The sequence below is a fragment of the Duganella sp. P38 genome, from assembly GCF_050859475.1.
Taxonomy (GTDB): Bacteria; Pseudomonadota; Gammaproteobacteria; order Burkholderiales; family Burkholderiaceae_D; genus Rugamonas.
This window is the reverse complement of the sequence record NZ_CP193936.1, coordinates 2705546-2718599: the sequence shown is the minus strand read 5'-3', so window position 1 is coordinate 2718599 and position 13054 is coordinate 2705546. Positions and strand designations below refer to the sequence as shown.

The window sequence follows — 13054 nt, the reverse complement described above, 5'->3', positions numbered from 1 at the left end:
TAATTATTCCTTGCTGGTGCCGTTGTTTGCAGCGGCGACTTTCTGATCTTTTTTGGCGGCCAGTTCGGCGGCCAGCGGATCGGCGTCCATGGCGATGATGTTCGGCGTGATCGGCGCGCCCGGCTTGACGCGCTGCAGGCCGTTGACGACGATCTTCTCGCCCGGTTTCAGGCCGTCGCGCACGATGCGCAGGCCGTCGACTTGCTGGCCCAGCGTGACCGGGCGGTACTCGGCCTTGTTGTCCTTGCCGACCACGAACACGAATTTGCGGTTCTGGTCGGTGCTGACGGCGCGCTCGTTGATCAGCAGCGTCGGCTTGGCGCCGGTGCTGCCTTCCAGTTGCACGCGCGCGAACAGGCCCGGCACCAGCGCGCCGTCGGTGTTCGGCAGGATGGCGCGCATGCGCACCGAGCCGCTGCGCGGGTCGAGCTGGTTGTCGACGAATTCCAGCTTGCCCTCGTGCGGGAAGCCGGTTTCGTTGGCCAGGCCGATCTTCACGGTGGCCGGCTTGCCCTGGTGGGCGGCGGCGCCGACGCGCAGGTAGGTGTCTTCGTCACCGTCGAACGAGGCGTAGATCTTGTCCAGCGATACCACCGAGGTCAGCACGGCGCTCTGGTCGACCAGGTTGCCCAGCGTGATTTCCGCTTTCGATACGCGGCCGTTGATCGGCGAAGTCACCTGTGTGTAGTTGAGGTTGAGCTTTGCGGTTTCGTACTGCGCCTGCGAGGCGCGGGCGTCGGCGTCCAGCTGCTTGTAGCTCGATGCCGAGGCGTCGTATTCGCGCTGGGCGATGGCTTTGTCGGCCAGCAGCTTCTCGGCGCGCACCAGTTCCACTTTTGCCAGGTCGGCCTTGGCGCGCGCCGAGTGGGCGGCCGCTTCAGCGCGGCTGGCTTCGGCCTGGAACGGGCGCTGGTCGATCACGAACAGCACGTCGCCCTTCTTCACCTGCGAACCCGGCTTGAAGTTGATGGCGGTGATGTAGCCGCTGACGCGCGGACGGATCTGCACCTGGTCGATGGCTTCCAGGCGGCCCGAAAACTCCTGCGTCTCGACCAGGGTTTTCTCGACCACCGCCGCCGCCGACACCGGCGGACCGCCGGCGGCGGCAGGCGCCTCGGCGGCTTTGCTATTCGCATCGCCGCAGCCGGAAAGGGAGATTGCGGCCAGGCCCGCCAGTGCCATGGCGGCGGCCAGCGGCCGCGCTACAGCAGTCATTGATTTAATGGTTTTCATTTTAAATCCTTTTTGTATGAAAATAATTAATAGAAAAGGCGGCACCGGGCGGTCTCAGCGAAAAATCGAGAAAACACGGTACTAGCGCCCCGCCGGCAAGCCAGTGGGGACGTGACTGTTACTGCTTAAACTGCTAGGGGATCGGGGAAATCCTATGCGGCTGGCGGCGTCTCGGACCGTTCCAGTCCAGCGATGAAGCTGGCGATTTCTCCCAGCGCTTGACATCGGCAAGCGCATTCGTTGCGTGCTCCCACGTCGTTCAGGGGCGCCGGCTGCATGCGCCGGACAGTGGTGGTAACGCCGCAAGACTGCAACTTGGCGCCGTATTGTTCCGCTTCGTCGCGCAGCGGATCGTCTTCGGTCGACAGGATCAAGGCGGGCGGCAGGTTTTTCAGACGGCTCGACTGCAGCGGCGATGCATACGGATGGGCACGGTCGGCGGCGTTCGGCAGGTAGCCGCGATACGCCTGGGCGCATTGGTCGGCCACTTCCAGCAGCTCGGGCTCGGCCTGGATCTCGCGCATCGAGCAGGTGCTCAGCCCCGGGTCCAGCATCGGCATGACCAGGATCTGGCCGGCCAGGCCCGGACCGCCGCGATCGCGCGACATCAGCGCGCAGACGGCGGCCAGGTTGGCGCCTGCCTCGATGCCGGCCACCAGCAGCTGTTTGCCGGTCCAGCCCAGCTTGGCCTTGTTCTTCTTGGCCCACACCAGTACCGCGTGTGCATCTTCCACCGCTGCCGGGAACGGCTTTTCGGTCGCCAGCGTGTACGCCGAGGCCAGCACCGCGACGTGCCGGCTGTCGTCCGCCAGGTGACGCAGGAACAGGTCCGCATCTTCCAGGTCTCCGCCGACAAAGCCGCCGGCGTGGAAGAAGACCAGCAGCATGTCGCGCTTGGCGCCGGCATCGCCGCTGGTATAGAGGCGCGCCGTCAACGGACCCTCGGCGCCCTTGACTTCCAGGGTGCGGATTTTAAGCTGGTCCGATAAAACTGGCAGGGCCTCTACTGGATTGTTCATTGTTGCACCGTTCCCGATTCGTTGGAGGACAACATGTTAGCAGGATCGCAGACGGTATCGCCGCTCGCGACCAGCGTCAGCGCGCGCACGCCGCTGATTTCCGCCTTGGCCGCATGCGCATAGGCATCCGTATAGACCACGCCTGCCAGTGCGACCGACGTCAGCGCCAGTGCCATCGTTGCGAAAATTGCATCCCGATATTTCATGATAAGTCCTCCTTTCTTCTTCATTTACTTTGTGCAGTACAGCAATCTTAAACTTGATCTACAATCTGATAAATAAGGCAAAGTCGAATTGATTGTTCAGAATCTTGAACAATGGGACCAAAGATGAATAAACTTCAAGCGATGGAAGTATTTGTACAGGTGGTGGACGCCGGTGGCTTCACCCGCGCCGCCGAAAACATGAAACTGCCTAAAGCCACCGTCTCCACGCTGATCCAGTCGCTGGAAACCTCGCTGGCGGTCAAGCTGCTGCACCGGACCACCCGTCACGTCAGCGTCACGGCCGACGGCGCGGCCTACTATGAGCGCTGCCTGCGCATCCTGTCGGACGTCCGCGAGGCCGAGGAATCGCTGTCGCGCACGCGGCTCAGCCCGTCCGGGCGGCTGCGCGTGGACGCCCCGACCGGCCTCGCCAGCGAGATCATCGTGCCCGCGCTGCCGCGGTTTTTCGAGCTGTATCCGGACATCCAGCTGGAACTCGGCTGCAGCGACCGCCCGGTCGACCTGGTCGAGGAAGGCGTGGACTGCGCCATCCGCGGCGGCGCGCTCGGCGATTCCAGCCTGATCGCGCGCCGCGTCGGCATCCTGCACTTCGTCACCGGCGCCGCGCCGGCCTACCTGGCCCGCTACGGCCGCCCAAGCCATCCCAACGAGCTGCTGAAGCACCGCTGCGTGAACTATTTTTCGTCGCGCACCGGTAAAATCTTCGACTGGGACTTTACCCGCGACGGCGAACGGGTGCAGGTGGTTCTGCCGGGCCACATCGCGCTCAACGACAGCAACGCCTATCTGCAGGCCGGCGTGGCCGGACTCGGCATCGTGCAGGTGGTGAACTTCATGATGGAGCCGATGATCGCCGACGGCCTGTTTGAGTCCATCCTGGACGATTGGACCAGCGATCCGTTGCCGGTCCATGTGGTGTACCCGCAGAACCGCCACCTGTCGGCCAAGGTGCGCGTGTTTGTCGAATGGGTCGCCGAACTGTTTTCCAACCATCCGGGCATGCGCCTGCCGAAAGCGGCGCCGCGTGCCCCTTCTTTGAGGTTGCCATATGACCGCAGCACACCGCATCGTTTTCCTTGACCGCGACAGCGTGATCGCCAATGTCCGCAAGCCGTCGTTCGCGCACGCGTGGACCGAATACGAGGCCACGCGCGCCGGCGAAGCCGTGCAGCGCTTGCGCGACGCGCGCGCGACCATCGCCATCAGCAACAAGGTGCCGCTGTCGGTCGACGACCTGGCGCAGCTGCCGGACCTGCGGCTGATCGCGGTGGCGGCCACCGGCACCAACATCATCGACCTGGCGGCGGCCGCGCAGCGCGGCATTGTGGTCACCAACATCCGCAATTATGCGGTGCACACGCTGCCGGAGCACACTTTCGCATTGATCCTGGCGCTGCGCCGGCAGTTGATCGCCTACCGCGCGGATATCGAGGCGGGCCTGTGGGAAAAGTCGGAGCGCTTCTGCCTGTTCGGCCATCCGGTTTCGGACCTGGCCGGCAGCCGCCTCGGGCTGTTCGGCTACGGCGCGCTGGGCAAGGCGACCGCTCAGATCGCCCGCGCGTTCGGCATGGAGGTGATCGTGCACAACCGCTCTGCGCTGCCGGACGCGGCTGCCGACGGCGTGCGCGAGGCCAGCTTCGACGAGGTGCTGGAGACGTCGGACGTAATCAGCCTGCACCTGCCGCTGACCGATCAGACCCGCGACATGATCAGCGCGAAGGAGCTGATCCGCATGAAGCGCAACGCGCTGCTGATCAACACCGCGCGCGGCGGCCTGGTCGACGAGGTGGCGCTGGCCGACGCGCTGCGCAGCGGCCTGATCGCCGGCGCCGGCTTCGATGTGCTGGTGACGGAGCCGCCGCCGGCGGACAACGTGCTGCTCAAGCTGCGCCTGCCGAACTTCATCCTGACGCCGCACTCGGCGTGGGCCAGCGCGCAGGCGATGCAGACGCTGGCCGACCAGCTGATCGACAATATCGAAGCGTGGGCGGCGGGCGCGCCACGCAACGTGGTGAGCTGAATTATTTAACGTCCAGCAGTTCGACGTCGAAGATCAGCGTGGCGTTGGGCGGAATCGGACCGGCGCCGTTCGCGCCGTAGCCCATGTTGGGCGGCACGATCAGCGTGCGCTTGCCGCCCACTTTCATGCCCTGTACGCCTTCGTCCCAGCCTGGGATGACCTGGCCGGCGCCGAGGCGGAAGCTGAACGGCTCGCGGCCGATCGACGAATCGAACTGCGCGCCGTGCTGCTGCGGCGCATCCGGCACGTACAGCCAGCCGGTGTAGTTGACCACGGCAGTGACGCCGGCGGTGGCTTCCTTGCCGGCGCCGACCACGCTATCGATTTTTTGCAGCGAAGTGACGGCGGCGGCGCTGGCGGCCGGCGCTGCGGCGGGCGCCGCTTCAGGCGTCTTGGCGCGTTCGCAGCCGGCGATGGACAGCGCCAGCGTCAGGCCAATGGCGCAAGTGGAAAGCAGTTGTTTCATGGAATTCTTTCGTGTTGATGAGGTGCGCAGCTTACACGATATTGACCTCATCCACGCGCAAATGATGGCGTTTGTCAAAGAGCCATAGCGCGCCACATCGTCGACGCCCGGCATCCACGCTCCTCAGCGCACGTATAACTGAAACATCGCATACTGGACCGCGAATTGCAGCGCCGTGCATGAAAGCACGACCGTGAGCACCCAGTTGCGCAAGCCCTGATTGACGCGCTCAAGGTCTTCTCTGGTGGCGAAATGGGACAAGCGCTCCTCAAGATAATCCCTGGTCACGTAATTCGCGCGGATTTCCCCTACGATATCGACAACAGTTTCCATCTCGTGCTCCAGCAACGCCACACGCAGTTCCATGCTCTTATCATTCGCCATGATAGCCTCCGGGTCAAGGCAATCAGCCTAGCGTGCGTGGCTGAGGCCCGGCATGAGGAAACGCAAGGCAAAAAGCAAAAGGGCCTGAAGATTTCTCTTCAGGCCCTTCTACCTACAGATGGTGCGGCTGGCAGGAATCGAACCCACGACCCCTTGGTTCGTAGCCAAGTACTCTATCCAGCTGAGCTACAGCCGCGCAAAACGCTGATACAACTAAACTTTACTGCTTTTGCCCAAGCGCCTCCCGGCGCCTGACGCAATGAAACTGGTGCGGCTGGCAGGAATCGAACCCACGACCCCTTGGTTCGTAGCCAAGTACTCTATCCAGCTGAGCTACAGCCGCAAAAAACAACATCATAACATCAGTTACTTTTTAGCACCAGCACCTTGCGGTGCTGGCACAACTAATTCTGGTGCGGCTGGCAGGAATCGAACCCACGACCCCTTGGTTCGTAGCCAAGTACTCTATCCAGCTGAGCTACAGCCGCAACGTGCAAGCATTATAAAGCATCAATTTCATTTTGCAAAGCTTGATATTTTCTATCTTTTAATCGGTCCGGCACACGAAATACCGAATCAATTACTCTGCAAACTGCTTTACCGCCTGCCTTTCAAACAGCGTGCCGTTCGAAAGAAGCAGCATTATAGGGATACTCCCCTGGCTTGTCCAGCACTCTCTCGTCACGTCCCAAACTCGGCCGCCGCCTTGGCCGACCACAACGCTTCGTTATATGAAGGATAGGGTTCGCCGTAACAGTCCACATGGCCGCCGGCGCCGACAAACTTGATCCACCAGCCTGCGTCATTGGACAGGATGGCGATGTCGCCCTCGCCGCAATGCGCTGCAATATCCTCGCCCTGCTCCAAAACAATAATATTCACCTTGCGATGTTTGATTCTATTTGCCATCTTTTCCTCGCTTCATTCATGCCAGTGATCGCGCACATTACAAATCTGAATTTGCATTCGTTTGCGCATTGCAGCATCATTCAGTTGTCTCCTCTATTCTCCTCCAAGGAAATAGATTTAGCCCGCTCCTGTAGCGGGCTTTTTTTACCGTGTAGGATGCACTCAGCTTTGCCTTTTCATAAGACAGTTAAAATAGAGATCACGCGCAACGAATGAATGCACCCGCCGCCGTCACCCCGCCCGTTCCCGATTGGCCCGCCACCGCGCTGGGCGACAGCGCAGGCTGGCCCGCCAGCCTGCGCCTGACCGTCGATATCCTGCTCAACTCGCCCCAGGCCATGCTGCTGATGTGGGGCCCCGAGCAAATCATGGTGTACAACCAAGCCTACGCCGATCTGGCCGGCCTGCCCAGCCTGCGCGCGCCGGGCGGCAACGTGCCGGCCATGCAGCCGGCCGCCTTCGCCTGGAACAGCGCCGCGCTGGCGCCGGCGCGCGAGGGCCGCAGCGTCAGCTACCGCGGCGTCAGCCTGCCGCTGTGGCGCGACGGCCATATCGAGCAGCAATGCCTGGACTTGTACTACACGCCGGTGCCCGACCACCATGGGGGCGTCGGCGGCATCCTGTGCGCGCTGGCCACCGCCCGCCCTGCCGCGCTGGACGACAGCAGCGCGCCGCTGCGGCTGCTGGTGGTGGAAGACAATGCCGACGCCCGCTACCTGGTGTGCGAAACGCTGCGCGCGCTGGGCCATGCGGTGGAATCGGTCGCCAGCGGCGAGGAAGCGCTGCCGCTGCTGGCGCAGCAGCAGTTCGATGTGTTGTTCACCGACGTCAGCCTGCCCGGCATTTCTGGCGTCGAGCTGGCCCGGCAGGCGCGCCGCCAGGCGCCGCAACTAGCTCTGCTGTTCGCCTCCGGCTATGGCGACGAGCTGACCAAACACCTTGAATTCCCATCGCAATCGTTGCAAAAACCCTACGACATCGAACAGTTGCAGGCGGTTCTGGAACAAATAGCAGCCGCAGTGCGCGGCGGCTAACACAGCGCCCTGCCTCCGCTGGCAAACGTGCGGAGCCGGCGCCGTGGTTGGCGCTAAAATCATTGCATGATAGTTCAGAACGATGCCACCGCTACCACGCCGCTTGCGGCTGACGCGCAAGACGAGTTGCTGCGCGCGAAGGAAGCCTTGCGTCAGAGCCAGCTGGAGTTGCGCGCGCTGGCTAATTCCATACCGCAACTAGCCTGGATCGCCGAGCAGGACGGCGCCATGACCTGGTACAACCAGCGCTGGTACGACTACACCGGCAGCACGCCCGAGCAGATGAGTGGCGACGGCTGGAAGCGCGCTTATTCGCCCGACTGCATCGACGCGCTGGAAGCGCACTGGGCGCAGTCGCGCCACCACGGCACGCCGTTTGAGCTGGAAGTGCCGATCCGCAGCGCCAGCGGCGAATTCCGCTGGTTTCTGATGCGCGCCAACCCGGTGCACGGCGCCGATGGCAGCGTGCTGCGCTGGTTCGGCACCAGCACCGACGTCGACCAGGTCAAGCGCGTGCAGGAAGCGCTGCGCGATGAAACCGCCGTGCTGGAATTGCTCAACCATACCGGCATCATGCTGGCCTCGCAGCGCGACCATCGGCCCGCTGCTGCAGGAGGTGACCGACGCCGCCACCAGCATCAGCGGCGCCCGCTTCGGCGCCTTCTTCTACCACACCACCGACGACACCGGCGAGGCCGCCGTGCTGCACACGCTGTCCGGCGACGCCACCGACGCCTTCGTCCGCTTCGGCGAGCCGCGCGCGACCGCGCTGTTCGGCACCGCCGGCGGCGGCCTCGGCGGCGCCATGCGCTGCGCCGACCTGCCGCCGGCGCAGCCCGGCGCCGCGACCCTCCCGCCAGGCGCCGCCGCCACGCCGCTGGTGCGCAGCTATCTGGCCGTGCCGGTAGCGCTGCGCAACGGCGTGGTGATCGGCTGCCTGATGTTTGGCCACCCGCAGCCGGGCATGTTCAGCGAACGCACCGAACGCATCATCGGCGGCATTGCCGCCCAGGCCGCAGTGGCCATCGACAACGCGCGGCTGTACGAGGCGTCGCAGCGTGCCGCCGAGGAACGCAAGGTGCTGCTCGATTCCGAGCGCCAGGCGCGCGCCGAAGCCGAACGCACCAGTCAGCTGAAAGACGAGTTCCTGGCCACGCTGTCGCACGAACTGCGCACGCCGCTGACGGCCATCCTCGGCTGGGCGCAGGTGCTGCGCCGTGGCAGCCGCGGCGAGGCCGACCTGCACCGCGGCCTGCAAACCATCGAGCGCAACGCCCGCGCCCAATCGCAGCTGATCGAAGACTTGCTGGACATGAGCAGCATCACTTCCGGCAAGGTGCGGCTGGAGATGCAGCCGCTGGCGCCGGCCGCGATCGCCGCCGCCGCCGTCGAAGCGGTGCGCGCCGCCGCCGAGGCCAAGCAGATCCGCATCGAGAAAGACTTCGCCGCCGCGCCCGGCATGGTGGCGGGCGACGCCAACCGCCTGCAGCAAATCCTGTGGAACCTGCTCAGCAATGCGCTCAAGTTCACGCCGCACGGCGGCACGGTGACCGTCAGCGTGCGGCGCGACGGCGACGACATCGCCATCAGCGTGCGCGACAGCGGCATCGGCATCGAGCCCGGCTTTCTGGGGCATGTGTTCGAGCGCTTCCGCCAGGCCGACGCCACCACCACCCGCCAGCATGGCGGCCTCGGCCTGGGGCTGGCCATCGTCAAGCACCTGGTGGAACAGCACGGCGGCACCATCAGCGTCGCCAGCGAGGGCGAAGGCAAAGGCGCCTGCTTCACGCTGCGCCTGCCGCGCCAGCACAGCCTGCCGCCGGGCGTGGCGCCGGCGCCGCAGCCGCCGGCCAGCCATGCTGCGGCGCACGATCTGAGCGGCCTGCAAGTGCTGGTGGTGGATGACGAGGACGACGCGCGCGAACTGATCAAGCGCATCCTGGCCGACTGCAACGCCAATGTGCTGACAGCCGCCACCGCCGCCGAGGCCTTGCATTTACTGCAACACGAGCGCCCCGACCTGATGGTCAGCGACCTCGGCATGCCGGAGATCGACGGCTACGGCCTGCTGGATCGCATCCGCGCACTCGGGCCGGCGCGCGGCGGCGACCTGCCAGCCATCGCCCTGACCGCCTTCGCCCGTTCGGAAGACCGCATCAAGGCGCTGTCCAGCGGCTTTCTGGCGCATGTCGCCAAGCCGGTCGAAGCCACCGAGCTGATCGCCAAAGTGGCGGCCATGGGCGCCGCCCAGCGGCACGCTTGAAAACGCTGTCAGAATCATCACGATGCTTATTAACTTTCCATGTGGAAACTTTCCAACTCCTACTTCACGACGCGGCAATGTCCTACAAGCAATCTAAAAAACTCTTGATACACTACAAAACTGCTGGAATTAGCGTAGAATAATTTCCGCACGGAAATTAAATATGCTTGTGTGCGGCGCGTCAACGCGCCATGCGCTATTATCTAAATACCATTAAGAGTTGAGAGACCGAGACCTATTATGCCGAGCCGAGAAGAAATCCTGAACGCCAAGATCCTGGTGGTGGATGACAGCGCCGACAACGTCGAACTGATGTTGGAGATCTTGCGCGAGGCCGGCTATACCGATGTCTCTTCGACCATGCTGCCCGAGCAGGTTTGCCCGCTGCACCGCCAGCACTGCTACGACCTGATCCTGCTGGACCTGCAGATGCCGGGCCTGAACGGCTTCCAGGTGATGAAAGGCCTGAAGGAGATCGAACAGGGCGGCTACCTGCCGGTGCTGGCGCTGACCGCGCAGCCCAGCTTCAAGATCGCCGCGCTGGAAGCCGGCGCGCGCGACTTCATCAGCAAACCGTTCGACCTGCTGGAAGTGCACAAGCGCATCCACAACATGCTGGAAGTGCGCCTGCTGTACAAGGAGCTGGCGCAGTACAGCCGCCAGCAGCAGGAACTGGCGCTGCACGATCCGCTGACCAGCCTGCCCAACCGCCGGCTGCTGGAAGACCGCATCGCCACCGTGCTGCAACACGCGATGCGCCAGCAGAACAAGGCGGCCATCATGTATCTCGACCTCGACGGCTTCAAGGCCATCAACGACACCCACGGCCACGCCTACGGCGACGAAATCCTCAAGCAGGTGGCGCAGCGGCTGGTCGGCTGTTCGCGCAAGGAGGACACGGTGGCGCGCGTCGGCGGCGACGAATTCGTCATCGTCATGGGCGATATCGCCACCGTGGCCGACACCCAGGAACCTGCCAACAAGCTGATCGACGCCGTCTCGCAAGCCTACCAGGTCAACGGCCTGACGCTGAAGCTGTCGACCAGCATCGGCGTCGGCATCTTCCCCGACGACGCCACCGAGGTGGCAGCGCTGATCGCGGCCGCCGACGGCGCGCTGTACGAAGCCAAGCGCTCCGGCAAAAACCGCTGCTGCACCGCGCAGGCGATGCGCAACAAACCCGCCCAGCCACACACCATGTCGGCCACGCTGGCCTGATAAAAAAGCGGGCCCACAGGCCCGCGCGCGGCTGCGGCGACAGCGCTTAGTGCGCGGCCGCTTCTTCCTTCAGGCCGCGCTGGGTGCACTCGTCAACCTTGGCGGCGTGCTGGTGATCGTCGTGCGCATTCACAACCTCCGGAGGCACTTCAATGCGGGTAATACCGGCATCCACCGAGACCGGGTCGCTGGCCGGGAAGGTCATCTCGACCGCATTGTCGAGCAGCGTTTCCTTGGCCTGCTCCTGCGGCGTTTCCTGCTCCAGCTCCGCCAGCGTGCTGATCGCTACCGCCCATTTGACGAACGCCAGGTTGGCCAGGTCGCGCACGGTGTGCACATTGAAGGCCTGCGCCAGCGCCTTGGCGTCCTTGGCGCTGAGGCCGCGCAAGGCGCTGGTCGGCGCCTCGGCCAGCGCGCGGAAGCTGTGGCCCACATATTCTTTGTCCACGACAGTATCGATATTCATGATGACATCCTTTCAGTTGATCGTCCGCTTTGACTGTGCCAGCTGCGCTGCCGGCGGTCTGTGCGAAAGCGAACGCAGGCCCCGCGCCGCTGCCGCCGCGCCCGGTTGAATGTGACTTTTTGACATTCATATTGCCCCTTGCTATGATCGATTGAAGCTTCTACGGCGGACCTCCCGTGCCCACACCAGACAAACCCAAGATCCTGGTCGTCAATGACGACGCCAACAGCCTGTTCGCGCTGACCAGTCTGCTCGCCCAATGGGCCGAGCAGGCGTCCTATGAAGTGCTGGCGGCGCGCTCGGGCCAGGACGCGCTGCGCCAGGTGCTGATGCACGACCTGGCGGTGATCCTGCTGGACGTCAACATGCCCGGCATGGACGGCTTTGAAACCGCCGAGGCCATCCACGCCCGCGCGCGCTCGGCCGACATCCCCATCATCTTCGTCACCGCCTTTCTCGCGGACGAACTGGACCGGCTGAAGGCCTACCAGCACGGCGCCGTCGACTTCCTGTTCACGCCGGTGATCCCGCAGGTGCTGTACGCCAAGATCTCGGTGTTCGTGGCGCTGGCGATGAAGAACGAGGAACTGAAAAAACAGGCGCGCCAGCTGAGCCAGCGCACCACCGAACTGACCGCCACCAACCAGCGCCTGACCCGCGAGATCGAGGAGCGCAAGTCGATGGAGCGGCAAAACCACGCCAAGGACGAGTTCCTGGCCATGCTGGGCCACGAACTGCGCAATCCGCTCAGCGCGATCAGCAGCGCCGCCTCGCTGATCGGCCTGCCCGGCGTGTCGGCCGACGGCGTGCAGCGCGCCAAGAAAATCATCCAGCGCCAGAGCCAGCACCTGGGCCGCATCGTCGACGACCTGCTCGACCTGTCGCGCGCCATGTCCGGCAAGATCCTGCTCAACCGCGCGCCGCTCGACCTGGCCGCGCTGGTCGGCCAGACGCTGGAAACCTACCGCGCCACCGGCCGCAGCGCCGATTACGACCTGGTGCTCGACCTCGACGCCGGCTGGATCGACGGCGACAGCACGCGGCTCGAACAAATCAGCAGCAACCTCCTCGACAACGCCCTCAAGTACACGCCCACCGGCGGCCGCGTCGAAGTGCGCACCTGGACCGAGAACGATGACGTGGTGCTGAGCGTGCGCGACAACGGCGTCGGCATTCCGGCCGAGCTGCTGCCGCATGTGTTCGACGTGTTCGTGCAGGGCAGCAGCACGCTGGACCGCTCGCAGGGCGGACTCGGCATCGGCCTGTCGCTGGTGCGCCGGCTGGCCGAGCTGCATGGCGGCAGCGTCGCCGCCGAAAGCGCCGGCCCCGATCGCGGCAGCACCTTCACGCTGCGCCTGCCGCGCATCGAGCATCCGGTGGCGGCGGCGCCGGCGCCGGCCCCCATCGCCGAGCACGGCAAGCCGCGCGTGCTGCTGATCGAGGACAACGACGACGGCCGCGAGATGATGACCATGATGTTGGGCGGCTACGGCTACGACGTCACCGCCGCCGCCGACGGCCTGCTCGGCCTGAGCGCGGCGCAGGATTACCAGCCCGACCTGGCGCTGGTCGACATCGGCCTGCCCGGCATCGACGGCTACGAGGTGGCGCGCCGCCTGCGCGCCGACCCGGCCACGCGCGACATCAGGCTGATCGCCCTCACCGGCTACGGCCTGGCCGAGGACCTGCGGCGCGTGATGGAGGCCGGCTTCGACCGCCACCTGGTCAAGCCGGTCGATATCGATCAGCTGATGGCGGCGATCGACACCTGCGCCAGGGTGCCGGTGAAGCAGTAGTGCGCCAGCCGCGGCAAAG

Annotated in this window: 13 protein-coding genes, 3 tRNA genes and 1 pseudogene; 7 read left to right on the top strand and 10 right to left on the bottom strand. The window is 64.6% G+C overall.

Annotated features, from left to right (window positions below; genetic code table 11):
* Positions 1–3: 3 nt before the first annotated feature.
* The 3 genes from ACRQ5J_RS12635 to ACRQ5J_RS12625 form a co-directional block, all read right to left on the bottom strand.
* The gene (locus tag ACRQ5J_RS12635) at positions 4–1233 is read right to left on the bottom strand and encodes an efflux RND transporter periplasmic adaptor subunit (RefSeq protein ID WP_432377277.1); all 1230 of its coding nucleotides are present in this window, start codon (positions 1231–1233) and stop codon (positions 4–6) included.
* 152 nt (positions 1234–1385) lie between these two features.
* Positions 1386–2252 carry an alpha/beta hydrolase gene (locus ACRQ5J_RS12630; RefSeq protein ID WP_432377276.1) on the bottom strand — a complete coding sequence of 289 codons (867 nt, stop codon included), beginning with the start codon at positions 2250–2252 and terminating at the stop codon, positions 1386–1388.
* Complete coding sequence (locus tag ACRQ5J_RS12625; RefSeq protein ID WP_432377275.1) at positions 2249–2458, bottom strand: hypothetical protein; 210 nt, start codon at positions 2456–2458, stop codon at positions 2249–2251. The genes ACRQ5J_RS12630 and ACRQ5J_RS12625 overlap by 4 nt, the downstream gene beginning before the upstream one ends.
* Before the next feature lie 123 nt (positions 2459–2581).
* Here ACRQ5J_RS12625 and ACRQ5J_RS12620 point away from each other — a divergent pair, with 123 nt between their 5' ends.
* Positions 2582–3559, top strand: coding sequence for a LysR substrate-binding domain-containing protein (locus ACRQ5J_RS12620; protein ID WP_432377274.1), 978 nt, complete (start codon positions 2582–2584; stop codon positions 3557–3559).
* Positions 3528–4499, top strand: a complete 972-nt coding sequence (locus ACRQ5J_RS12615) for a D-2-hydroxyacid dehydrogenase (RefSeq protein WP_432377272.1) — start codon at positions 3528–3530, stop codon at positions 4497–4499. The genes ACRQ5J_RS12620 and ACRQ5J_RS12615 overlap by 32 nt, the downstream gene beginning before the upstream one ends.
* A gap of 1 nt (position 4500) precedes the next feature.
* On the opposite strand, the gene ACRQ5J_RS12610 is transcribed toward ACRQ5J_RS12615, so the two are convergent.
* The 6 genes from ACRQ5J_RS12610 to ACRQ5J_RS12585 form a co-directional block, all read right to left on the bottom strand.
* Complete coding sequence (locus ACRQ5J_RS12610; RefSeq protein ID WP_432377271.1) at positions 4501–4965, bottom strand: FKBP-type peptidyl-prolyl cis-trans isomerase; 465 nt, start codon at positions 4963–4965, stop codon at positions 4501–4503.
* 123 nt (positions 4966–5088) lie between these two features.
* On the bottom strand, positions 5089–5349 hold the full coding sequence (locus ACRQ5J_RS12605) for a hypothetical protein (protein ID WP_432377270.1): 261 nt from the start codon (positions 5347–5349) through the stop codon (positions 5089–5091).
* A 119-nt stretch (positions 5350–5468) separates the two neighbouring features.
* Positions 5469–5545, bottom strand: a tRNA-Arg gene (locus tag ACRQ5J_RS12600).
* 70 nt (positions 5546–5615) lie between these two features.
* Positions 5616–5692, bottom strand: a tRNA-Arg gene (locus ACRQ5J_RS12595).
* Positions 5693–5760: 68 nt separating this feature from the next.
* A tRNA-Arg gene (locus ACRQ5J_RS12590) sits at positions 5761–5837 on the bottom strand.
* A 193-nt stretch (positions 5838–6030) separates the two neighbouring features.
* Positions 6031–6258: a hypothetical protein gene (locus ACRQ5J_RS12585; protein WP_432377269.1), complete on the bottom strand. Its 228-nt coding sequence runs from the start codon at positions 6256–6258 to the stop codon at positions 6031–6033.
* Between the two features lie 212 nt (positions 6259–6470).
* Between ACRQ5J_RS12585 and ACRQ5J_RS12580 the strand changes: the two genes are divergently transcribed.
* The 4 genes and pseudogenes from ACRQ5J_RS12580 to ACRQ5J_RS12565 all read left to right on the top strand — a co-directional run bounded on the left by ACRQ5J_RS12580 (position 6471) and on the right by ACRQ5J_RS12565 (position 10773).
* The gene (locus ACRQ5J_RS12580) at positions 6471–7292 is read left to right on the top strand and encodes a response regulator (protein WP_432377268.1); all 822 of its coding nucleotides are present in this window, start codon (positions 6471–6473) and stop codon (positions 7290–7292) included.
* A gap of 66 nt (positions 7293–7358) precedes the next feature.
* Positions 7359–7760 (top strand): annotated as a pseudogene (locus ACRQ5J_RS12575) (PAS domain-containing protein); the annotation flags it as partial.
* A gap of 148 nt (positions 7761–7908) precedes the next feature.
* Positions 7909–9555 carry an ATP-binding protein gene (locus ACRQ5J_RS12570; protein WP_432377266.1) on the top strand — a complete coding sequence of 549 codons (1647 nt, stop codon included), beginning with the start codon at positions 7909–7911 and terminating at the stop codon, positions 9553–9555.
* Positions 9556–9795: 240 nt separating this feature from the next.
* Positions 9796–10773, top strand: a complete 978-nt coding sequence (locus ACRQ5J_RS12565) for a diguanylate cyclase domain-containing protein (RefSeq protein ID WP_432377265.1) — start codon at positions 9796–9798, stop codon at positions 10771–10773.
* Between the two features lie 46 nt (positions 10774–10819).
* On the opposite strand, the gene ACRQ5J_RS12560 is transcribed toward ACRQ5J_RS12565, so the two are convergent.
* Entirely contained in the window at positions 10820–11239 is a 420-nt protein-coding gene (locus tag ACRQ5J_RS12560) for a hypothetical protein (protein WP_432377263.1), read from the bottom strand.
* 176 nt (positions 11240–11415) lie between these two features.
* On the opposite strand from ACRQ5J_RS12560, the gene ACRQ5J_RS12555 reads away from it, so the two are divergent.
* A complete protein-coding gene (locus tag ACRQ5J_RS12555; RefSeq protein ID WP_432377262.1) occupies positions 11416–13035 on the top strand; it encodes a response regulator in 1620 nt (539 codons plus the stop codon).
* Positions 13036–13054 lie beyond the last annotated feature (19 nt).